At 62.8% G+C, this 23,220-nt stretch carries 17 protein-coding genes; all 17 read left to right on the forward strand.

Going from position 1 to position 23,220, the window contains the following annotated elements:
• The first annotated feature begins 9 nt into the window (after window positions 1–9).
• Entirely contained in the window at window positions 10–960 is a 951-nt protein-coding gene (locus QQL28_RS00525; protein ID WP_284260090.1) for a carbohydrate ABC transporter permease, read from the forward strand.
• Between the two features lie 9 nt (window positions 961–969).
• Entirely contained in the window at window positions 970–1,803 is an 834-nt protein-coding gene (locus tag QQL28_RS00530; protein ID WP_284260092.1) for a carbohydrate ABC transporter permease, read from the forward strand.
• Window positions 1,804–1,812: 9 nt separating this feature from the next.
• Complete coding sequence (locus tag QQL28_RS00535; protein WP_284260093.1) at window positions 1,813–2,904, forward strand: ABC transporter ATP-binding protein; 1,092 nt, start codon at window positions 1,813–1,815, stop codon at window positions 2,902–2,904.
• 3 nt (window positions 2,905–2,907) lie between these two features.
• Window positions 2,908–3,486 (forward strand): histidine phosphatase family protein, encoded by a 579-nt coding sequence (locus QQL28_RS00540; protein WP_284260095.1) that lies wholly within the window; start codon window positions 2,908–2,910, stop codon window positions 3,484–3,486.
• Between the two features lie 506 nt (window positions 3,487–3,992).
• A complete protein-coding gene (gene aceE, locus QQL28_RS00545) occupies window positions 3,993–6,680 on the forward strand; it encodes a pyruvate dehydrogenase (acetyl-transferring), homodimeric type (RefSeq protein ID WP_284260097.1) in 2,688 nt (895 codons plus the stop codon).
• A 23-nt stretch (window positions 6,681–6,703) separates the two neighbouring features.
• Complete coding sequence (locus QQL28_RS00550; protein ID WP_284260099.1) at window positions 6,704–8,266, forward strand: dihydrolipoyllysine-residue acetyltransferase; 1,563 nt, start codon at window positions 6,704–6,706, stop codon at window positions 8,264–8,266.
• Between the two features lie 16 nt (window positions 8,267–8,282).
• A complete protein-coding gene (gene lpdA / locus QQL28_RS00555; protein ID WP_284260101.1) occupies window positions 8,283–10,031 on the forward strand; it encodes a dihydrolipoyl dehydrogenase in 1,749 nt (582 codons plus the stop codon).
• Between the two features lie 46 nt (window positions 10,032–10,077).
• A complete protein-coding gene (locus QQL28_RS00560) occupies window positions 10,078–11,400 on the forward strand; it encodes a dicarboxylate/amino acid:cation symporter (RefSeq protein ID WP_284260103.1) in 1,323 nt (440 codons plus the stop codon).
• 57 nt (window positions 11,401–11,457) lie between these two features.
• Complete coding sequence (locus QQL28_RS00565) at window positions 11,458–12,630, forward strand: acetyl-CoA C-acetyltransferase (protein ID WP_284260105.1); 1,173 nt, start codon at window positions 11,458–11,460, stop codon at window positions 12,628–12,630.
• A 118-nt stretch (window positions 12,631–12,748) separates the two neighbouring features.
• Window positions 12,749–13,474, forward strand: coding sequence for an acetoacetyl-CoA reductase (gene phbB, locus QQL28_RS00570; protein WP_284260107.1), 726 nt, complete (start codon window positions 12,749–12,751; stop codon window positions 13,472–13,474).
• Window positions 13,475–13,547: 73 nt separating this feature from the next.
• Window positions 13,548–15,824: an NADP-dependent malic enzyme gene (locus QQL28_RS00575; protein WP_284260110.1), complete on the forward strand. Its 2,277-nt coding sequence runs from the start codon at window positions 13,548–13,550 to the stop codon at window positions 15,822–15,824.
• A 50-nt stretch (window positions 15,825–15,874) separates the two neighbouring features.
• Window positions 15,875–17,197, forward strand: coding sequence for an NAD(P)/FAD-dependent oxidoreductase (locus tag QQL28_RS00580; RefSeq protein WP_284260111.1), 1,323 nt, complete (start codon window positions 15,875–15,877; stop codon window positions 17,195–17,197).
• Window positions 17,198–17,269: 72 nt separating this feature from the next.
• Complete coding sequence (locus tag QQL28_RS00585) at window positions 17,270–17,440, forward strand: hypothetical protein (RefSeq protein ID WP_284260112.1); 171 nt, start codon at window positions 17,270–17,272, stop codon at window positions 17,438–17,440.
• 7 nt (window positions 17,441–17,447) lie between these two features.
• A complete protein-coding gene (locus tag QQL28_RS00590; protein ID WP_284260113.1) occupies window positions 17,448–19,316 on the forward strand; it encodes a sensor histidine kinase in 1,869 nt (622 codons plus the stop codon).
• Window positions 19,306–20,682 (forward strand): sigma-54-dependent transcriptional regulator, encoded by a 1,377-nt coding sequence (locus QQL28_RS00595; protein WP_284260114.1) that lies wholly within the window; start codon window positions 19,306–19,308, stop codon window positions 20,680–20,682. Before QQL28_RS00590 ends, QQL28_RS00595 begins: the two co-directional genes overlap by 11 nt.
• A gap of 125 nt (window positions 20,683–20,807) precedes the next feature.
• A complete protein-coding gene (locus tag QQL28_RS00600; RefSeq protein ID WP_284260115.1) occupies window positions 20,808–22,523 on the forward strand; it encodes a PHA/PHB synthase family protein in 1,716 nt (571 codons plus the stop codon).
• Window positions 22,524–22,639: 116 nt separating this feature from the next.
• Window positions 22,640–23,035 (forward strand): nuclear transport factor 2 family protein, encoded by a 396-nt coding sequence (locus tag QQL28_RS00605; RefSeq protein ID WP_284260529.1) that lies wholly within the window; start codon window positions 22,640–22,642, stop codon window positions 23,033–23,035.
• Window positions 23,036–23,220 lie beyond the last annotated feature (185 nt).

Genomic DNA, 23,220 nt, shown 5'->3' on the forward strand with positions numbered 1-23,220 from the left:
CTTTCCGTCATGCCCGAATCGGTCTCGAACATCACCGCACAGATGCCTCGCGCAAAACTCGCGGGCCTTCTGCTGTTCTTTCTCGGACCGGCGGTCGCGATCTACAGCCTGTTCTCGATCTATCCGCTCGTCGCGACGATGGCGCTCTCCACCTACACGAGCGATCCGTCCGGAGGGCGGCATTTCGTCGGGCTTGCCAATTTCCAAACGCTGCTCGGCGACGCGCTGTGGTCGAAGCCGTTCTGGAATGCCTTCGGCAACAATCTGATATTCTTCGCCGTGCACATGTGCGTGCAGAATCCGATCGGCATCGCGCTCGCAGGATTGCTGAGCCTGCCGGGCCTGAGGCTGAAGGGCTTCTATCGCACCGTCATGTTTCTGCCGACGATGCTTTCGGTCGTCATCGTCGGCTTCTCCTGGAACCTGATTCTTTCCCCGCTCTGGGGCGTAGCGTCAGGCGCCTTGAAGGCGGTGGGGTTGGGCTCACTGTTCGCTCCCTGGCTGGGGCTCGAATCGAGCGCGCTCGTCACCCTGTCCCTCATTTCCGTCTGGCAATTCGTCGGCATCCCGATGATGCTGATCTATGCCGCGCTGCTCAACATCCCCGACGAGTTGATCGACGCGGCACGCGTCGACGGGCTCGGACATTTCCGCATCTTCTTCCACATCAAGCTTCCGCTCGTCCTGCCGACGATCAGCCTGGTCTCGGTTCTGACCTTCGTCGCCAACTTCAACGCTTTCGATCTGATCTATTCGGTCAAGGGCGCGCTTGCGGGGCCGAATTTCGCGACCGACATTCTCGGCACGTTCTTCTACCGCACCTTCTTCGGCAACCAGCTTCAGCTCGGCAATCCGACGATGGGGTCCGCGGTCGCGACCGTCATGTTCTTCATCATCCTCGTCGGCCTCTGCCTCTATCTCTTCCTCGTGCAGCGGCGTATCCGCCGTTTCGCTTTCTGAGGGGGCGGCATGACGGCTGAGCAGCGCGCAAGGAGCCTCGGTGTCCATCTGGTCCTGATCGCCTACAGCCTGCTGGCGGTCGGTCCGATCCTGCTCGTCGTGATGAATTCGTTCAAGACGCGCAGCGCCATCTTCGGGAGCCCGCTGGCGCCGCCGGACGCTACAACCTTCAGCCTCGTCGGCTATGAGAAGGTTTTTCGCTCCTCGCATATCCTGACCTACTATTCGAATTCGCTGATCGTGACCCTCGTCAGCATGGCGCTCGTGCTGCTGTTTGGCGCGATGGCAGCCTGGGCGCTGACCGAATACCGCTTTCGCGGTTCGACGGCGCTGGCACTGTTTCTGTCGATCGGCATCATGGTGCCGATTCGGCTTGGCTCCGTCGCGATCCTCAACATGATGCGGTCCGCCGGCCTCAACGATACGCTGACGGCCTTGATCCTCGTCTACGTCGCGCAAGGCCTGCCGATGTCGATCTTCATATTGAGCGAGTTCATCCAGCAGATCCCCAAGGATCTGCGCGACGCCGCGCGCTGCGATGGCGTGCCGGAAACCCGCATCTTCTTCGAAGTGGTCGCGCCGCTGCTGCGGCCGGCGATCGCGACTGTCGCTGTCTTCACGATCGTGCCGATCTGGAACGACCTCTGGTTTCCGCTGATCCTGACGTCGAGCGACTCGACGCATACGGTCACGCTCGGCGTGCAGCAGTTTCTTGGCCAGTACATCACCGACTGGAATTCCGTGCTCGCCGCGCTGTCGATGGCGATCCTGCCGGTCGTCGTGATCTACGTGATCCTTTCGCGCCAACTCATCGCAGGCCTCACCTCCGGCGCAGTCAAATAGGTTGTCAGAATGGCCAATCTGCGCATCGAGCACCTCAACAAGCGTTATGGCGCGACGACAGTGCTCAACGACGTCAACCTGAAAATCGAGGACGGTGAGTTCGTCGTTCTCGTCGGCCCTTCAGGCTGCGGCAAGTCGACGCTTCTGCGCATGATTGCCGGGCTCGACGGCGCATCGGGCGGCGACATCCATATCGCCGGCAAGCCCGTCAACACGCTCGCGCCCGCCGAGCGCGGCATCGCGATGGTGTTCCAGTCCTACGCGCTCTATCCGCACATGAATGTGCGCAAGAACATGACGTTCGGGTTGAAGTTCACCGGGGTCCCGCCGGCCGAACGCGAGCGGCGCGTCGCGGAGGCGGCCCGCATGCTGCGGCTCGAGGAGCTGCTCGAGCGCTATCCGCGTGATCTCTCGGGCGGCCAGCGTCAGCGCGTTGCGATCGGCCGCGCGATCGTGCGCGAGCCCGCTGTTTTCCTGTTCGACGAGCCGCTCTCCAATCTCGATGCGGCCTTGCGCGTCTCGACACGCGTCGAGATCGCGAATTTGCACAGGCTGCTGAAATCGACGATCGTCTATGTCACGCACGACCAGGTCGAGGCGATGACGCTCGCCGATCGCATCGTCGTGATGAACAAGGGCTGCATCGAGCAGGTCGGCAGGCCGCTCGATCTCTACTATGCGCCGGCCAATCTATTCGTCGCCGGCTTCATTGGCTCGCCCGCGATGAATTTCTTCGAAGCCAAGGTTGGCAGCGTCGAAGGCGGATGCGCGCGCGTGGCCGGGCCCGGCTTTCGCAGCTTCGATCTGCCGACGGCCTCGTTGAGGGTCGGCGACACGCTGACGGTCGGTGTCCGTCCGGAGCATCTTGGCCGAGGCGAAGACGGTCCCTTCGCCGTGGAAGGCGTCGTCGAACTGGTCGAGCGGCTCGGCGAATCCTCGTTCGCCTATGTGCGCCGCGCCGACGACAGGTTGTTCGTTGCCGAGGTCCGCGGCAGGCAGACCCCGATGCCCGGCGAACGAGCTACGTTCTTCGCCGCAGCTCGGGACGTGCACGTCTTCGATGCCGCGAGCCTGCGGGTCTCGACGCAGAACGATGCTTAGCTCATGACGAGCCTCGTACGCTATCTCACCCATCCCCAGGTGAACATTGATCCGGCGATCCCCGTCCCGTCCTGGGGCCTGAGCGAGATCGGGAGGGCTCGCACGGAGGCAGTCGCGAGCACGGGGCAGCTCTCGCAGACCACGCAGATCATCTCCAGCGGCGAGCGGAAGGCGATCGAGACAGCCGAGATCATCGCCGCGAAGCTGAACCTCGAGGTAGAGGTGCGGGAGGCGATGCATGAGAATGACCGATCCGCAACCGGCTTCTTGATGCCTGACGAGTTTCAGGCGGTCGCCGATCAGTTTTTTGCGCAGCCTCAGATCAGCGTTCGGGGCTGGGAGCGGGCGGTTGACGCCCAGTCGCGGATCGTCCGCGAGGTCGAGCGCGTCCTGGCTCGCAACAAACCGGGCGATGTGCTCTTTGTCGGCCACGGTGGCGTCGGCACTCTGCTGTATTGCCATTATTCGGGCGTTGCGATTGATCGTCGACATGACCAGCCCGGCAGCGGCGGTTACTATTTTGCGTTCAGCAGAGACGATCGCCGCGTGCAACAGTCTTGGCGTCGCCTCGAAGATCTCTGATCGTGCCGCGGGCACGTGGGAAAATATCAACCACGAGTAGCCGGCTGCCAGGTAGCCTGTGAGCAGCTTCGCATCGTGCCGTGGCCCATTCGGATTACGAGACCGGGTCGATATCGGCGATGTCTTCGGAACTGTTGGCATGGCGGTCCGACATTTCGGATGAGCCCTCCGGCCCGTTTTCCGGAGCTTCGGACAGATCGTCTCTGGTCAGGCCCGGAGGCTGGGCAGGTCTGCCGGCATTCTCAAGCAAAATGAAGAGGATGCGGCGATTGGCTCAACCTTTGGGGAGCTGGCACGGATGCTGCTTAGGTCGTCGGCAAAAGGAGCACGAGCTCCAGAACAAGCACGACGAGGGGAACGCTCAGATGCCAACCAGCATTCAATTCCTCACCTAGAGCGACAGGCGACATCGCCTGCCCAGCATTGCGCGCCGCCTCAAGCCGGAGCGCACGGGCGGGCGTGCGCCTCGACGCTTGACGCCGGTTTAGCATGCAATGGAGGACGCAATGACAGTTGCAGACCCGCACGACCTGGATCCGCAGGAAACCCAGGAGTGGTTGGATGCGCTGTCGGCAATACAGGGTCACCGCGGCAGCGAGCGAGCCGAGTTCGTCGTCAATACGGTGATTGACGCCGCCCGCAAGGGCGGGCTCGGCATCCAGCAGACGTTGACGACACCCTATTGCAACACAATTCCGGTGGGTCAGCAGCCCGCATTGCCGGGCGATCGTGCGATCGAGCACAAGCTGCGCTCGATCATCCGGTGGAATGCCCTTGCGATCGTGCTCCGTGCCAATAAAGAGAGCTCGGAGCTCGGCGGCCATATTGCAAGCTTCCAGTCGGCCGCGACACTCTACGACATCGGTTTCGGTCATTTCTGGCACGCGCCGACGGAGGCGCACGGCGGCGATCTGATTCTCGTCCAAGGGCACAGTTCACCCGGCATCTACGCGCGCGCCTTTCTCGAGGGACGGCTGAGCGAGGAGCAACTCCTCAGCTTCAGGCAGGAGGCCGCTGGCAAGGGTCTGTCGAGCTATCCGCACCCCTGGCTCATGCCCGACTTCTGGCAATTCCCGACGGTGTCGATGGGACTGGGGCCCCTGATCGCGATCTATCAGGCGCGATTCCTGAAATATCTCCAGAATCGCAATCTCGCCGAGACCTCGAACCGCAAGGTCTGGGCCTTCATGGGCGACGGCGAGACGGACGAGCCGGAATCGCTCGGCGCGATCTCGCTCGCCGGCCGCGAGAAGCTCGACAACCTCATCTTCGTCATCAACTGCAACCTCCAGCGACTCGACGGGCCCGTTCGAGGCAACGGCAAGATCGTTCAGGAGCTCGAGAGTGTCTTCCGCGGAGCGGGCTGGAACGTCATCAAGGTGCTGTGGGGATCGGGATGGGATCGCCTGCTGGAGAAAGATAAGAGCGGCTTGCTGCTGAGGCGCATGGAGGAGTGCGTCGACGGCGAGTACCAGGATTTCAAGAGCAAGAGCGGTGCCTACATCCGCGAGCACTTCTTCGGCAAGTATGACGAGCTGAAGCAACTCGTCGCCGACATGAGTGATGACGATATCTGGAAGCTGGCGCGTGGCGGCCACGATCCGGAGAAGGTCTTTGCGGCCTACGCCGCCGCGGTGAATCACAAGGGACAGCCCACCGTCATTCTGCCCAAGACCGTCAAGGGCTTCGGCATGGGCGAGTCGGGCGAAGGCCAGATGATCGCGCACCAGGCCAAGAAGATGACGCAGGACGCTCTGCGCGGCTTCCGCGATCGCTTCCAGGTGCCGGTCGCCGACGAGGACCTGGCGAAGGTCCCGTTCCTTCGCCTGCCGGAAGACAGCCCGGAGATGAAATACTTCCGGGCGCAGCGTGAAAAGCTCGGCGGCAGCCTGCCGCAGCGCAGACGCAAGTCGGAATCCTTGCAAATTCCACCGCTCTCGGCCTTCCAGCGGCTGCTCGAAAGCACGGGCGACCGCGAAATTTCGACCACGATGGCCTTCGTGCAGATGCTCGGCGCCCTCGTGCGCGACAAGGCGATTGGCAAGCATATCGTGCCGATCGTGCCGGACGAGTCGCGAACCTTCGGTATGGAAGGCATGTTCCGCCAGCTCGGCATCTACTCTTCGGTCGGTCAGCTCTACCGTCCGCAGGACGCCGATCAGCTCATGTACTACCGCGAGGACAAGAGCGGGCAGGTCTTCCAGGAGGGCATCAACGAAGGCGGCGCCATGTCGAGCTGGATCGTCGCGGCGACCTCCTACAGCACGAACAACGTGCCGATGATTCCATTCTATATCTACTACTCGATGTTCGGTCTTCAGCGCGTCGGCGATCTAGCCTGGCTCGCGGGGGATATGCGTGCGAGAGGATTCCTTCTCGGCGGCACCGCCGGACGCACCACGCTGAATGGCGAAGGGTTGCAACACGAGGACGGGCATAGCCACATTCTTGCCGGCACCATCCCGAACTGCGTGTCCTACGATCCGACCTTTGCCTATGAGGTCGTGACGATCGTGCGTGAAGGCATGCGGCGCATGTACGAGGTGCAGGAGGACGTCTACTACTACATCACGTTGATGAATGAGAATTATCCGCATCCCGCGCTCGCCGACGCCGGCAAGGGTGCGGAAGAGGGAATTCTCAGGGGACTCTATCTGCTGAACAGCGGAGGCGAGACGGCGAAGAAGGGTCTTCGCGTCCAGCTTGTCGGCTCCGGTACGATCCTGCGCGAAGTGATGGCGGCCGCCGATCTGCTCAAGGCCGACTTCGGCGTGACCGCGGATGTGTGGAGCGCGACGAGCTTCAACGAGCTGCGTCGCGACGGCATGGCCGCGGAGCGCTGGAATCTGCTGCATCCGACCGAGCCGCGGCGCAAGAGTTGGGTGGAGACGCAGCTGGAAGGACATGCCGGGCCGGTCGTGGCCTCCACCGACTACATGCGCAACTACCCGGATCAGATCCGGGAATACGTCCAGGCGGCCGGGCGCCGCTATGTCGTGCTCGGCACGGACGGCTTCGGTCGCAGCGACTATCGCGTGAAGCTCCGCAAGTTCTTCGAGGTCGACCGGCATTACGTCGCCGTCGCTGCGCTCAAGGCACTCGCCGACGATGGAGCCATCAAGCCGGCGGTCGTGGCCGAGGCGATCGCCAAATATCAAATCGACGCTGGGCGCTCTGCGCCCTGGACCGTGTGACGCAGCGGAGCCGAGGCAGAACGATGAGCGGTGTGATCGACATCAAGGTTCCCGATATCGGTGACTTCAAGGACGTCCCGGTGATCGAGGTCTTCGTCAAACCGGGCGACAAGGTGAAGGCCGAAGATCCGCTGGTTGCGCTGGAGTCCGACAAGGCGACCATGGAGGTGCCGTCGCCGCGCGACGGCGTGGTGAAGTCTGTGGTCGTCAAGGTCGGCGACAAGGTGAGCGAAGGCGCGGTGATCGTGCAATTCGAGGGCGCGGGGGCCGAGCAGGTCGAGACTCGCCCGGTCGTCAGCGCACCGCCATCGCCCGTCAGCGCGCCGGCGGGCGTCGCCGAGGTGCGGGTACCCGATATCGGCGACTTCAAGGACGTTCCGGTCATCGAGATCTTCGTCAAACCGGGCGACAGCGTGAAGGCAGAGGATCCCCTGATCGCGCTCGAGTCGGACAAGGCGACGATGGAAGTGCCGGCACCGCTCGCGGGCACGGTCCGCGAGATCAAGGTCAAGACCGGCGACAAGGTGAGCGAGGGCTCTGTTATCCTCGTGCTTGCGACCAGCGACGCGGCTGCCGCCGCAGGCTCGCCTTCGCCTGCGCCCACATCGCCCGTGCCCGCGGCTGCTCCTGCGGCGCAGGCCGGCGCAGTCGACGAGAAGGCTTTCGCGCTCGCCTATGCGGGGCCGGCGGTGCGCAAGCTCGCGCGCGAGCTCGGCGTCGATCTCGGCAAGGTGAATGGCTCAGGCAATCACGGCCGCATCCTGCGTGAAGACCTCGAGGCTTTCGCCAAGGGCGGAGCCGCGCCGGCCAAGCCGCAAGCCGCGGCCGCAAGCGGAGGCGGTGTCGGCGGGATCGATCTTCTGCCCTGGCCCAAGGTGGATTTCGCGAAGTTCGGGCCCGTCGAGCGCAAGGAGCTCGGACGCATCAAGAAGATTTCGGCGGCCAACCTTCACCGCAACTGGGTCGTCATTCCGCACGTCACGACCCACGACGAGGCCGATATCACCGACCTCGAACAGTTCCGGGTGAAGATGAACAAGGAGCTGGAGAAGAGCGGCGTGAAGCTTTCGCTCCTGCCGTTCATGGTCAAGGCCGCGGTCGCGACGCTCAAGAAGTTCCCGGAGTTCAACGCAAGTCTCGACGGCGACACGCTGGTTTACAAGAACTACTGGCACATCGGCTTTGCAGCGGACACGCCGAACGGCTTGATGGTGCCGGTGATCCGTGATGCCGACAAGAAGTCGGTGCCGGACATCGCCAAGGAGATGAACGACCTCGCCAAGCTCGCGCGCGAAGGCAAGATCAAGCCCGACCAGATGCAGGGTGGGACCTTTTCGATCTCCTCGCTCGGCGGCATCGGCGGCATTTACTTCACGCCGATCATCAACGCGCCGGAAGTCGCGATCATGGGCGTGTGCAAGGGCTATTGGAAGCAGCATTCGGCTGATGGCAAGACCTGGACCTCACGCCTGACCTTGCCGCTGTCGCTGTCCTGGGATCATCGCGTCATCGACGGCGCCGCGGCGGCGCGCTTCAACGTCTACTTCGCCAACGTGCTCGCCGATTTGCGGCGCGTGCTGTTCTGAAATCAGGAGGGGCAGCATGGCTCAGCAGATCGAAGTGAAGGTCCCGGATATCGGCGACTTCAAGGACGTCGCGGTGATCGAGGTCTTGGTAAAGGCCGGCGAGACCGTCGCTGTCGACACCAGCCTTATCATGGTCGAGTCCGACAAGGCCTCGATGGAGATTCCGTCCTCGCATGCGGGCGTGGTCAAGGAAGTGAGGGTCAAGACCGGCGACAAGGTGAGCGAAGGCTCGATGATCCTGTTGCTGGAGGCAGAGGGCACGGCGGCCGCGCCGAAGCCCGCGCCAGCAGCGCAGCCGGCGGCGACTGCCAGCCCGCCGCCGGCCGCGCCTTCCGCAGCATCCTATTCCGGCAAGGCGGATATCGAATGCGACATGCTGGTGCTGGGCGCGGGTCCCGGCGGCTACTCGGCGGCTTTCCGTGCCGCTGATCTCGGCATGAGGACCGTGCTGGTCGAGCGTTACGACACGCTCGGCGGTGTCTGTCTCAATGTCGGCTGTATCCCGAGCAAGGCGCTGCTGCATACGGCATCCGTGGTCGACGAGGTCAAGCATCTCCCCGACCACGGGATTTCCTTTGGAGCGCCGCAGATCGACCTCGGCAAGTTGCGCGCATTCAAGGACGGCGTCGTCAAGAAGCTGACCGGTGGCCTCGCCGGGATGGCGAAGGCCCGCAAGGTCGAGGTTGTGACGGGCGTCGGCACCTTCCTCGATCCGCATCATCTCGAGGTCGCCGCGGCCGGCGGCAAGAAAACGATCAGGTTCGCCAAGGCGGTCATTGCCGCCGGCAGCCAGGCCGTGAATCTGCCGTTCCTGCCGGAGGATCCCCGTATCGTCGATTCGACTGGCGCGCTCCAGCTCAAATCGATCCCCAAGCGCATGCTGGTGATCGGCGGAGGCATCATCGGGCTTGAAATGGCGACGGTCTATTCAACGCTCGGCACCCGCATCGACGTCGTCGAAATGCTCGACGGCCTGATGCAGGGAGCTGACCGCGACCTGGTCAAGGTCTGGGACAGGATGAATGCCAAGCGCTTCGACAAGGTCATGTTGAAGACCAAAACGGTGGGCGCCAAGGCGACTGAAGCCGGGATCGAGGTGAAGTTCGAAGGCGAGCAGGCGCCTGCGGAGCCGCAGGTCTATGACCTCGTTCTGGTATCGGTCGGCCGAAGCCCGAACGGCAAGAACATCGGGGCCGAGAAGGCCGGCGTAGCCGTAACCGAGCGCGGGTTCATCGATGTCGACAAGCAGATGCGCACCAATGTGGCGCACGTCTTCGCAATCGGCGATATCGTGGGGCAGCCGATGCTTGCGCACAAGGCCGTGCATGAAGGCCATGTCGCGGCGGAAGTCGCTCATGGCGAAAAATCCTATTTCGACGCGCGGCAGATTCCGTCCGTCGCCTACACCGATCCCGAGGTCGCCTGGGCCGGCAAGACCGAAGACCAGTGCAAGGCCGAGGGCATCAAGGTCGGCAAGGCGGTCTTCCCCTGGGCGGCCTCCGGCCGCGCCATCGCCAATGGTCGCGACGAGGGGTTCACCAAGCTGCTGTTCGATGCGTCCACTCACCGCGTGATCGGTGGCGGGATCGTCGGGACGCACGCAGGCGACCTCATCAGCGAGATCTGTCTCGCGATCGAGATGGGCTGCGAGCCGGCAGATATCGGCAAGACCATTCACCCGCACCCGACGCTCGGCGAGTCCATCGGCATGGCGGCTGAGGTGTTCGAGGGACATTGCACCGATCTGCCACCGCAGAAGAAATAGCATCGCTTGCCGCCACGCAGACACAGCGAGACCAGGGAGAAGACACATGCATGCAACGACGACCGCGCCACAGAAGAAACCGTTTTACCGGATTCTCTATGTGCAGGTGCTCGTAGCAATCGTGCTGGGCGTCATCGTCGGCTGGCTCTGGCCTGATCTCGCGAAGAACGACTGGATCAAGGCGATGGGCGACGGCTTCGTCAAGCTCATCAAGATGGCGATTGCGCCGATCATCTTCTGCACGGTGGTTTCCGGAATTGCCCACATCTCGGAGGTAAAGAAGGTCGGCCGCGTGGCGGTCAAGGCGCTCGTCTACTTCGAGGTGGTTTCGACCTTTGCGCTGGCGCTCGGCCTGATCGTCGCCAACGTGCTGCGGCCGGGCGCGGGCTTCCAGGGCCAATCGAACGCGGCGGCGGTCGCCGGCTATGCCAAGCAGGCGAGCGAAATGAAGTCGGTCGACTTCGTCCTGCACATCATCCCCGATACGGTCGTCGGGGCATTCGCGCAAGGTGAAATCCTCCAGGTTCTGCTGTTCGCGATTTTGTTCGGCTTCGCGCTGATGGGCCTCGGCGAGCGGGCCCACACGGTCCGTGCGTTCATCGACGATGTCGCTTACGCAATGTTCGGGGTCATTTCGATCATCGTGAAGATCGCGCCGATCGGTGCCTTTGGTGCAATGGCCTTCACGATCGGCCGCTACGGACCTCAGGCGCTCGGTAATCTTGCGGGGCTGATCGCGACTTTCTATCTGACGGCGCTGCTGTTCGTTGTCGTCGGCCTCGGCCTGATCGCCCGCATTGCCGGTTTCTCGATCTTCAAGTTCCTAAAATACATCAAGGACGAGCTGCTGATCGTGCTCGGTACGTCATCTTCCGAGAGCGCGCTACCGCAGCTGATGGAGAAGCTCGAGATCCTCGGTTGCTCCAAGTCGGTGGTCGGGTTGGTCGTCCCGACCGGTTACTCGTTCAACCTGGATGGCACCAACATCTACATGACGCTGGCTACTCTCTTTATTGCTCAGGCAATGAACGTCGATCTGACCTTCGGCGAGCAGATGACGATTCTGATCGTTGCCATGCTGACATCGAAAGGGGCCTCGGGAATTACCGGAGCGGGTTTCATCACGCTGGCAGGTACGCTCGCTGCGGTCCGGCCGGAGCTTCTGCCTGGCATGGCGATCGTGCTCGGCATCGACAAGTTCATGAGCGAATGCCGCGCCCTGACGAATCTCTGCGGCAACGGCGTGGCATGCGTCGTGGTCGCTTGGTGGGAAGGGGAGCTTGACCGCGGGAAGCTGCGCGTCGCGCTCGATCGGGACGTCGATCCCGCGGACTTCGAGATGGCGGTGAGCGAGCCTCAAAGCCTCTGAATACGGTGCGCGCTGCGGACTGTTATTCGTTCAAATCGGAAAAAGGGGAGTTGATTCATGACGGATGTAGTTATTGTCTCCGCAGCGCGGACACCGGTCGGTTCCTTCAACGGAGCCTTGGGCTCGATCTCCGCGCATGAGCTCGGCGCCGTTGCGATCAAGGCCGCCCTCGAACGCGCCAAGGTTTCTCCTGAAGACGTGGACGAGGTCATCCTGGGCCAGGTGCTGGCCGGCGGTGAGGGGCAGAATCCTGCGCGCCAGGCGGCGATGGCGGCCGGCATTCCGCGGGAGAAGACGGCATGGGGCATGAATCAGCTTTGCGGTTCGGGGCTGCGGTCGGTGGCCCTTGGTCTTCAGCAGATCGCGAACGGCGATGCGAAGGTCATTGTCGCGGGCGGGATGGAATCGATGTCGATGGCGCCACATCTGTCGCACCTGCGGCCGGGCACCAAGATGGGCGACGTCAAGTTCGTCGACTCCATGCTGAAGGACGGCCTGATGGATGCTTTCCACGGCTATCACATGGGAGTCACCGCGGAGAACATTGCTACCAAATGGCAGATCAGCCGCGCGGAGCAGGACGCATTCGCGGCCGGTTCGCAGAACAAGGCCGAAGACGCCCAGAAGGCGGGCAGGTTCAAGGACGAGATCGTTCCCGTCACCGTCAAGACCCGAAAGGGCGACATCGTCGTCGACCAGGATGAATATATCCGGCCGGGCACGACCGTCGACGCGCTCGGGAAGCTGAAGCCCGCCTTCAACAAGGAGGGCACAGTGACCGCCGGCAACGCCTCGGGAATCAACGACGGCGCGGCCGCTCTGGTGCTGATGAGCGCGGATGAAGCCAGCAAGCGCGGCCTCACGCCGCTCGCGAAGATCGTGTCCTGGGCAACCGCAGGCGTCGATCCCGCGGTCATGGGGTCGGGACCGATTCCGGCGTCCCGCAAGGCGCTCGAGAAAGCCAGCTGGAAGGTTGGGGATCTCGATCTCGTCGAGGCCAACGAAGCCTTCGCCGCGCAGGCCATCGCCGTCAACAAGGACATGGGCTGGGATCCGTCGATCGTGAACGTGAACGGCGGCGCTATCGCCATCGGTCATCCGATCGGCGCGTCCGGCGCGCGGGTCCTGACGACCCTTCTGTTCGAGATGCAGAAACGCAAAGCGAAGAAGGGCCTCGCCACGCTGTGCATCGGCGGCGGCATGGGCGTCGCCCTCACTGTGGAGCGCTGAGCCGGCGAGCGACTCCAGTCGCTCCAATCGGGCATGAGGCGGACGGCACCAGGCCGTCCGCGAAAGACGGGGCTCTCGGGGAGCCGCAAGACAAACTGATCAGGATCAGGAGGGAACTATGTCGAGGGTTGCGGTGGTGACCGGCGGAACGCGCGGCATCGGAGAGGCGATTTCAATCGCGCTCAAGGCGGCCGGCTACAAGGTCGCGGCGAGCTATGCCGGCAATGACGAAGCGGCCGCGAAGTTCAAAAGCCAGACCGGCATCAACGTCTACAAATGGGACGTCTCGAACTACGACGCCTGCGTGGCGGGCCTGAAGCAGGTCGAGGCCGAGCTCGGCCCGGTCGATGTACTGGTCAACAATGCGGGCATCACCAAGGACGGCATGTTCCACAAGATGACGCCCGACCAGTGGTACGCCGTCATCAACACCAACCTCAACTCGCTCTTCAACATGACGAGGCCGGTGTGGGACGGGATGCGCGAGCGCAAGTTCGGCCGGGTGATCTGCATCTCGTCGATCAACGGCCAGAAGGGCCAGATGGGCCAGGTCAATTATTCCGCGGCCAAGGCGGGCGACATCGGCTTCGTTAAGGCGCTCGCCCTGGAGGGGGCGCGGGCAGGCATCACCGTCAACGCGATCTGCCCCGGCTATATCGCCACTGACATGGTGAAGGCGATCAATCCGGAGATCGTCGCCAAGAACATCCTGCCGCAGATCCCGGTCGGCCGTCTGGGCGAACCGCATGAGATCGCCCGTGTTGTCTCGTTCCTTGCATCCGACGATGCAGGTTTCATCACGGGGGCGACGATTTCGGCGAACGGCGGCCAAAACATGATCTGAGCCAAGGGCGCAGGGAAGGCGAGGGGCCGCTGTACCGGCCTCTCGAACGAGCAAGAATCCAGTCGGGGAAACGATGGACCAGAATCTGAGGGAAGCCGCACTCGAATATCACCGCCTGCCGCGGCCGGGGAAGATTTCCGTCGTGCCGACGACGGCAATGGCCACGCAGCGCGATCTCGCCCTGGCATATTCGCCCGGCGTTGCGGAACCTTGCCTCGTCATCGCAAAAGACCCCTCGCAGGCGGACGAGCTGACGGCGCGCAGCAATCTCGTCGCCGTCGTCACCAACGGCACCGCCGTGCTCGGTCTTGGTAATATCGGTGCGCTGGCCGGCAAGCCGGTCATGGAAGGCAAGGCGTGCCTGTTCAAGAAGTTTGCCGGGATCGACGTATTCGACATCGAGCTAGCCGAGGAGAATCCCGACGCCCTGATCGAGACGATCGCCAGGATGGAGCCGACCTTCGGCGGCATCAACCTCGAGGACATCAAGGCGCCGGAATGCTTCTACATCGAACAGAAGCTCCGCGAGCGGATGAAGATCCCGGTCTTCCATGACGATCAGCACGGCACCGCGATCATCGCGGCCGCGGCGATCCTCAATGGGCTGAAGCTGGTCAAGAAGGATATTTCGGAGGTCAGGCTCGTCTGCTCCGGCGCGGGGGCGGCGGCGCTCGCGTGCCTTGATCTCATCGTCAGTCTGGGGCTACGGCGCGACCGCATCATCGTGACCGATGTGAAGGGCGTGGTCTATGCCGGTCGGACCGAGAGCATGGACGACAACAAGGCGCGCTATGCCGTGAAGACGGACGCGCGAAAGCTCGGCGACATCATTCAGGACGCGGATATTTTCCTCGGTCTGTCGGCCGGCAAGGTGCTCACGCCCGACATGGTCAAGAAGATGGCCCGCGATCCGCTGATCTTCGCGATGGCCAATCCGATCCCCGAAATCATGCCGGAGGATGCGCTGGCGGTACGTCCGGACGCGATCATCGGAACGGGGCGCTCGGACTACCCCAACCAGATCAACAATGTCCTGTGCTTTCCGTTCATCTTCAGAGGGGCGCTCGATTGCGGGGCGACGACCATCAACGAGGAGATGAAGCTCGCGACCGTCCGCGCGCTCGCCGACCTGGCCATGGCCGAGGTGCCCGAGGTCGTAGCTGCCGCGTACAAGGGCGAGGGGCTTCGCTTCGGCCGCGACTATCTCATTCCCAAGCCGTTCGACCCGCGCCTCATCGAGATGATCGCGCCCGCGGTGGCCAAGGCGGCCGCCGAAACAGGCGTTGCCAGGCGTCCGATCGCCGACATGGAGGCGTATCGCCAGCGGTTGGGCCGGTTTGTCTATCACTCCGGCAACGCGATGCAGCCGGTGTTCACCGTGGCAAAGGGAAGCGGCAAGTCGCTCATTCTGGCGGAGGGTGAGGAGGAGCGCGTGCTCCGCGCCGCGCAGGTCATTGCCGACGAGGGGATCGCCAGGCCCAAGCTCGTCGGTCGGGCCGCGACGATCGAGGAGCGGATCAAGGCCTTTGGTCTTCGATTGAGGCCCGGCAGTGACTGCGAGATCATTGATCCGCATGATGCACGGGTCTATTCCGCCTGCGCGGACATCTATCACGCGCGGAGGAAGCGGGACGGCGTATCGGCGGCACTGGCGCTGTCGGAGGCACGAAGCAACGCGACGGTGCTTGCCTCGCTCCTGCTCGAGCGTGGCGTGGGCGATGCGATGTTGTGCGGTGTCATCGGAAGGACGGCGGATCACCTCGCAGCCATCCGCAACGTGATCGGGACCCGGGATGAGGTGCGGGCGCTTGCCGTCATGCAGATGCTCATCCTCCAGCAGCATCAGCTTTTCATCTGCGACACGCACTACAATCTCAATCCGACCGCCGAGCTGGTCGCGGAGATCGCCCTGTTGGCGGCGGCGGAAGTCAGGCGATTTGGCATCACGCCGAGGGTGGCGCTGCTGTCGCATTCGAGCTTTGGCAGCTCCGCGTATCCCGAGGCGCAGAAGATGCGGACGGCGCGGACGATCATTCGTGAACGCTCGCCTGATCTGATCGTGGAGGGCGAGATGCGCGGCGACGCCGCGCTGTCGCAGTCCGTGCTGGACCACGAGTTTCCCGATTCCGGTTTCGAGGGGCCGGCGAACGTACTGGTGATGCCGAATCTCGACGCGGCCAACATCTCCTACAATCTGTTGCGGATGGCTGCGGGCCAGGGACTGACCGTAGGGGGCATTTTGCTTGGCGCCGCCAAGCCGGCCCACATTCTCACGCCATCATCTACCGTACGCCGCATCGTGAACATGGCTGCCGTCGCCGTCGCGGATGCGGTCTCAGACAGGGCTTGATCGACAAAAAAGCGGTTGGCAAGCAGTGAACCTGATCGGTCGAGGCCACCATGAGTAATCCCCAGCAGGGCAAACCCCGGGTCGTGATCGTCGGAGGCGGAGCCGGAGGATTGGAGCTCGCGACCCGCCTGGGCGACAAGTATGGACGGAGAGGGAAGCTCGACGTCACCCTGATCGAGCGAAACCGCACGCATGTGTGGAAGCCGAAGCTGCATGAGATTGCAGCCGGGAGCATGGATATCGCTGCTCACGAGGTCGACTATCTCGCGCAGTCCTACTGGCATGGCTTCCGCTACCGCATCGGAGACATGATCGGGATCGATCGGGAGCGGCGCCAGGTGCAGGTGGCGCCTTACGTCGATGCCGAAGGCCGGGAGGTCACGCCCAAGCGAGCGGTCGATTACGACGTGCTTGTCGTCTCCATCGGGAGCCAGAACAACGACTTTGGCACGCCTGGTGTCGTCGACCATGCGATCAAGCTCGAGTCGCAGGCCGATGCCAAGCGGTTCCACGAACGCATGGTGAATGCGTGCATCCGCGCACATGCCCAATCCTCGCCCTTGGGCGTTCACCAGTTGAAGGTCGCGATCATCGGGGCCGGCGCGACGGGCGTCGAGCTTGCCGCTGAGCTCCACAGGACGACACGTGAAGTGGTGGCGTACGGGCTCGACCAGGTCGATCCCCAGAAGGATATCAGGATCACGCTGATCGAGGCCGCTGCACGCGTTCTGCCGGCGCTGCCTGAGCGAGTATCGAGGGAGACCGAAAAGCTCCTGGCCAGACTGGGCGTCGACGTGCTGGTCGGCGCCAAGGTCTCGGAGGTCGGGGCGGACCACGTCAGCCTGGCCGACGGCCGGACGATCCCCGCCGAACTGATCGTCTGGGCGGCGGGTGTCAAGGCGCCCGATGTCCTGAAGGACATCGCCGGCCTCGAGACCAACCGAATCAACCAGCTGGTCGTGCGGCCGACTCTGCAAACGACGCGCGACGACAACATTTTCGCGATCGGCGACTGCTCGGCCTGCTCCTGGGGCGAGCGCGGCAACGTCCCGCCGCGCGCGCAGGCGGCTCATCAGCAGGCCTCTCACCTCTATTCGCAAATTCCCCGATTTCTGCGAGGCGAGCCGCTCAAGCCGTATCGCTACAGGGACTTCGGATCCCTCGTGTCGCTCGGCGAATTCAGCACGGTCGGATCGATGATGGGAGCGCTCGTCGGCGGAAATCTCGTCTTCGAGGGCATCTTCGCCCGGATGATGTACCTGTCCCTCTACAAGATGCACGAATACGCGCTGCACGGATCGGTGAAGGTGGCGCTCGACACGCTTGCCCGCCTGATCACGCGGCGTACGGAGCCGCATGTGAAGCTTCATTGATCGCGCGCAACGGCGGGAAGCTCTTCCGTTGCGCAACGGCTTGACGACGGTAACGAACGGGGAGGGATGCTGATGGACGCTGTCGTGATCGACAGGCTCGCGGTCAGGCAGGCCGCCGCCAGCCCTGAAGCGCTCAAGTTCGTGCTGATAGGCATGTGCGCGACGGTTCCTGTCGTCGTCGCCTACACCGGATTTTCCTATCGCGTATTCCGGGGCAAGACCATAGAGTTGCACTATGCGTGAGGGGGCGTTGATCGCGGCCGACACGCCTCGGATTTGTTTGGTTCTTGAGATGACGGACCTGCCATCCCTGGTGAGCATCAAGGAGAGTCCCCAAGTCGGCTCGGTGGCTCCCCATTCGGCGCGTTGGCTTGTTCGCGGCGCAATGGCTCTCGTGCTGGTCGTGGCCGCTTCGTGGCTTGGATATGCTGTCGCGTTCTACCGGGGGCTGGGCGATTTGCACGCCGTCGCGCAGCAGCGGCTGGCCGTCGAGGCGGCACGCCTGGACGGCTATCTCTCTCGATTTGAGTACCTGCCGTCGCTGCTTGAGACATCGCCTGATGTTTTTCGCTTGCTCGGCGACCCCGCCGATGCCGCACTGCAGCACGCGGTCAGCGTGTACTTGAAATCGATCAACCTGCTTGCGGGAGCGGACAACCTCTACGTCCTGACCGTCTCCGGCGAGGCACTCGCCGCTGCCGATTTCGATCAGCCGGGAACGCCGGTTGGCAGAAACCTCTCGTATCGTCCGTATATGAGCGAAGCTCTTGCGACTGGCCGCGGCGCGTTCTTCGGCGTCGGCATTACGAGCGCGCGAGCCGGTTACTATCTTTCTTATGCACTGAAGGAGGGCGGCCTGACGAAGGGCGTCGCCGTCGTCAAGGTCAATCTCGAGTCGCTTGAGCGCGAATGGCGCGACAGGGCAAGCGATATTGCCCTGGTCGATGGACGTCAGGTCACCATCCTCGCCTCACGAGATGAATGGCGCTTTCGTCCGATTGCACAATTGTCGCCCGAAGTTCTAGAGAACATCTCCCGCTCCAAGCCCTACGGAAACTCCGAGCTCAAGCCGCTCGGCTGGATGTATCTGGAGGGCGGCGGGCGTGTTTCGGCTGAGGACGGCTCGACTTACAGCATCGACGAGCGCTGGTTGAACGGAAACCTGTGGAGGCTGCTGCTTCTCGGGGACGAGAGGCCAATGAGACAGACGGCCGTCATCATCGGGGGCTTCTCGGGACTTGCCGCTATCGCGGCATTGCTGGCGTTTGGTCTGCTCGAACAGCGCAGGAGAGAAATCAGGCAGCGGCTCGCAAGCCAGGTGGCGTTGCAGGCGGCGAACGACACACTCGAGATCAGGGTGCAGGAGCGGGCCGCTGAACTGCGCGCCGCGCAGGATGAGCTCGTTCATGCCGGCAAGCTTGCTGCTCTCGGCCAGATGTCGGCCGGCATCGTGCACGAGTTGAACCAGCCGCTGGCAGCCTTGCAGACCGCTGCCGACAACGCGATCCTGCTCGTCGATCGCGGGGCGATTGGCGATGCCCGCGGGAATCTCACCCGCATCGGTGAACTGGTGCGCAGGCTCGGGCGCTTGACCAGCCAGCTCCGGGTCTTTGCATACAAGTCGAATAGCCCACTTGATGCGGTCTCGGTCGCGCATGCACTGGCTGAATCGCTCAAGATCGTCGCTGCGCGTGTCAAGGAAGCCGGAGCCGAAGTCTCAATGGACGTCGAGGCGGGTCTCCGCGTCGTCGCTGATCAGATCCGACTGGAACAGCTGCTTTGCAACATCTTGGCAAATGCGCTGGATGCCTTGGAAGGGGTCGAACAAAAGTCGATCTCGATCCGCGCAACCAGGGAGGAGGGGCAGGCCGCCCGTGCCCGCATCGCCATCAGCAATAGCGGTCCCTCGATTGCGCCCGATGTTCTCGAGCGCATGTTCGAGCCTTTCGTGACGACCAAGCCTGCCGGCAAGGGGCTCGGTCTCGGTCTGATGTTGTCAAATCACATTGCACGCTCCTTTGGCGGCGAACTGCATGCACGAAATCTCGTGCCGCGTGGTGCCGAATTTGTCGTGCTCCTTCCATTGGCTGAAACAGCAGGGGCTTCGCATGAGCGATGACCAATCGATTGGCGTGATCTACGTCGAGGACGACGACGATGTCCGGATCGGTGGCGTTCAGGCGCTCGAACTCGCCGGGTTTGCCGTCTCCGGTTTCGCATCCGTCGAGCTCGCCGATGCGGCCGTCCGATCCGACAAGCCGTTTGTCGTCGTCTGCGACGTACGCCTGCGCGGCAAGAGCGGTCTTGATTGGCTGACCGATCTGCGCCGGCTGGATCACGATTTGCCGGTGATCCTGATTACCGGGCATGGCGATATCTCGATGGCCGTTCAGGCGATGCGAAATGGTGCCTACGACTTCATCGAGAAGCCGTGCTCGTCGGAGCAGCTCGTTTCCGTGGTGCGCAGAGCGATCGAGAAGAGACGGCTGACACTGGAGGTACGCTCGTTGCGATCGGCCCTGGCGGATCGTCAGGGCATCGAGGCGAGCCTGCTCGGCCGATCGCCGCAGATCCAGGAGGTGCGCAGGCTCGTATCCACATTGGCCGCGACGAATGTCGATGTCACGATCTACGGCGAAACCGGCACCGGCAAGGATGTCGTCGCGCGCTGTCTTCACAATCACAGCGGACGACGCGGCGGCAATTATGTCCCGGTAAACTGCGGCGGGCTTCCGGAATCGCTGGTCGAAAGCGAGTTGTTCGGGCACGAGATCGGCGCATTCACCGGCGCCACGCGTCAGCGCATCGGCAAGATCGAATACGCCAATGGAGGAACGCTCTTCCTCGACGAAATCGAGAGCATGCCGCTCAGCGTGCAGGTGAAGCTGCTGAGGTCGCTCCAGGATCGGTCGATCGAGCGCGTCGGCTCGAACAAGCCGATTGCGGTGGATTGCCGCGTCGTCGCGGCGAGCAAGTCCAACTTGCTGGAGTTGAGCGAGAAGCGACTGTTTCGCGCCGATCTCTACTATCGCCTCGGCGTCGCCTTCATCGAGTTGCCGCCATTGCGCGAGCGGCGTGAAGATATTCCCCTGCTGTTCGAGCACTTCGCGCTGGAAGCTGCCAGACGGTTCGAGCGCGACGCGCCGATCCTCGATGAGCAGACGACGTCCGCGCTCCTGGCTTATTCGTGGCCGGGAAACGTGCGGGAGCTTCGCAACGTCGCGGACCGTTTCGTGCTTGGAGTCCTCGATGGCAAGATGATCAACAAATCCGGCCTTGGAAGCTCGGACGGGTCATTGCCTCGGCAACTCGAAAACATCGAGCGATCGATCATCGAGGACGCATTGCGCCGCAAGCAGGGCGACGTCCAGGGAACCGCCGTGCTTTTGGGTGTTCCGAAGCAAACCTTGTACGACAAGATCAAGCGTCTCTCGGTGAACGTTGACGGGATCAGGGAGGGCTCGATTGTCCGCGCGGGATCGTGACGATCGGACAGGGAGCCGGCACGGCATCCTTTGACGTCACGCGATGACCGCGAAGGCTGCCGGATAGAAGCGGCCCCGGAGCAGGAAACCAACAACGCATTCTACTTCGTTCGAGTGAGGGTGACATGAATCGGCCGTTCAACATGCCAGACGAGTTCGTCGATGCCTTCGTGAAGGCTGGCGCGAGCCTGTGGCGGTCCCTTGCGTCGGCGTCGACCGCCGTCGACCGCACGGAGGCCGGTTCGGTGATGGAATCGACAGGACGTCTTGTCGAACTCCAGGCGGACTATCTGAGACACCTCTATGCGCTGACGGAACATGCCCTCAAGACGAGCGCGGGCACGCAGGCTGAAGCAGCGGTCGAGCCCGCGCGCGGGGACCGGAGGTTCAACGGTGCGGAATGGCGTGATAATTCGCTCTATAGCTTGCTGAAGCAATGCTATCTGCTGAATGCGCGCTATTGCGTCGACTTCGTGGAAGCTCTCGATCTGGACGAGAGAGAGAAGCATCGCCTGCGGTTCTTCACGCGCCAGCTGGTCGAGGCAATGAGCCCGACCAACTTTGTCGCCACCAATCCCGACGCCATCAAGATCGCGACAGAAACGGAAGGTCAAAGCCTGAAGGCCGGCCTGGACAATCTGATAGCTGATCTCAGCAAGGGGAACCTCACGATCACGGACGAACACGCGTTCGAAGTGGGAAAGGACGTCGCGACATCCAGGGGCGCGGTAGTGTTCGAGAACGACCTCTTTCAGCTCATCCAGTATGAACCGGCGACCGAGCAGGTGGCCGCTCGCCCATTGCTGATCGTCCCGCCCTGCATCAACAAGTTCTATATCCTTGATCTTCAGCCGGCGAATTCGTTCGTCCGCTTTGCGGTCGAGCACGGCTTGACCGTCTTCATGGTGTCCTGGCGCAATCCCGATGCGTCATGCGGGCATCTTGGGTGGGACGACTATGTCGCGCACGGCGCAATGCGCGCGATCGAAGTCGCCCGATCGATCTCGGGCGCGGACAAGATCAACGTCGTCGGCTGGTGCGTTGGAGGCACCATCCTGTCCTCGGCGCTCGCGCTTCTGCGCACGCGAGGCGACGAATCGGTCGCGAGCGTGACGTTGCTGACGACGATGCTTGACTTTCGCGAGCCCGGCGACCTCGGCGTATTCGTGGACGAAGAGAGCGTGCTTCTGCGGGAGCAGACGATCGGGAGGGGTGGAATCTACCGAGGCGCCGAACTCGGCTTCGTGTTCCAGACGTTGCGCTCGAAGGAGCTGATCTGGCCGAACGTGGTCAATCACTATCTCAAGGGAAAGCCGCCCGAACGCTTCGATCTCCTGTTCTGGAACGCGGACGTCACCAATCTGCCCGGCCCGATGTACTGCTGGTACATCAGAAACATGTACCTGGAGAACAACCTCCGCGAGGCGAACAGGCTGACGATGTGCGACACGCCCGTGGATCTGGGCCGGGTCGACCTGCCCGCCTACGTCCTCGCGACGATGGAAGATCACATCGTGCCGTGGCGATCCGCATATCGAACCACAGGCCTGCTCAGCGGCGACATTCGTTTTGTCCTCGGCGCGAGCGGACATATTGCCGGTGTGATCAATCCGGCATCGAAGAACAAGCGAAGCTATTGGGTATCCGCCAATCGCGAAGAAGATCCAGCGGCGTGGCTCGCCGGCGCGGAGGAGAAGCCCGGCAGTTGGTGGAATGACTGGATCGCCTGGCTCGCACCATGGACGGAAGACAAGCTGGCAGCACGCACGCAGCTCGGCAGCAACCTCTACCCTCCGGGTGAGGCCGCGCCGGGACGCTACGTGAAAGAGAAAGCAAGCTGACGGCACGACCAACCGGAAGGCAGCGTTTGGCGCGAGGCGGACGTGAGAATCCCAGCCTCGTACGATCGTCGGTGACCACGGCAATGTCCGCCATTGGCACGCATAGGAGGACCGACATGGAAGATCGAACTGCGCGGCTTGCATTGGAGCGGCACTGGCATGCTTCGGATGTCGGAGATTTCGAGATGGAGCATGAGATCTACCGCGAGGATGCCGTGCTCGATTATCCGCAATCAGGCGAGCGGATCCGCGGTCGGCACAACATCCAACAGAGCCGCTTCGTCCAGCCGAATAAAAAACGCTTCACGGTCCGGCGAATTGTTGGAAGCGGCGATCTCTGGGTCACCGAATTCACGCTCAGCTATGACGATGTGCCATCCTATACGGTGAGCATCATGGAATTTCGCGACGGACTGGTGGCGCACGAAACGCAGTATTTCGCCGACCCATTCGAGCCCGCACCCTCGCGCGCCGATCTCGTCGAGCGAATTCACGGATCTTCGGGGTCCTGAGCGACCAGCATGGGAGTTGTTCGAGGGGGACTCGAAGGAGTCCGGGTACTCTGCGTGCTGCCGTGCACGCCTAGGTCTCCACACGTGTACCTTGCGAGTCCGACTAGCTGATTTCCGCTTTCTCTGCCTCCCACAATGTGGTTTGCGCCATGGTGGCGCAGGGAGCGCTCCGGACGACGACGATG

It is taken from the genome of Bradyrhizobium iriomotense (genome assembly GCF_030160715.1).
GTDB lineage: Bacteria > Pseudomonadota > Alphaproteobacteria > Rhizobiales > Xanthobacteraceae > Bradyrhizobium > Bradyrhizobium iriomotense.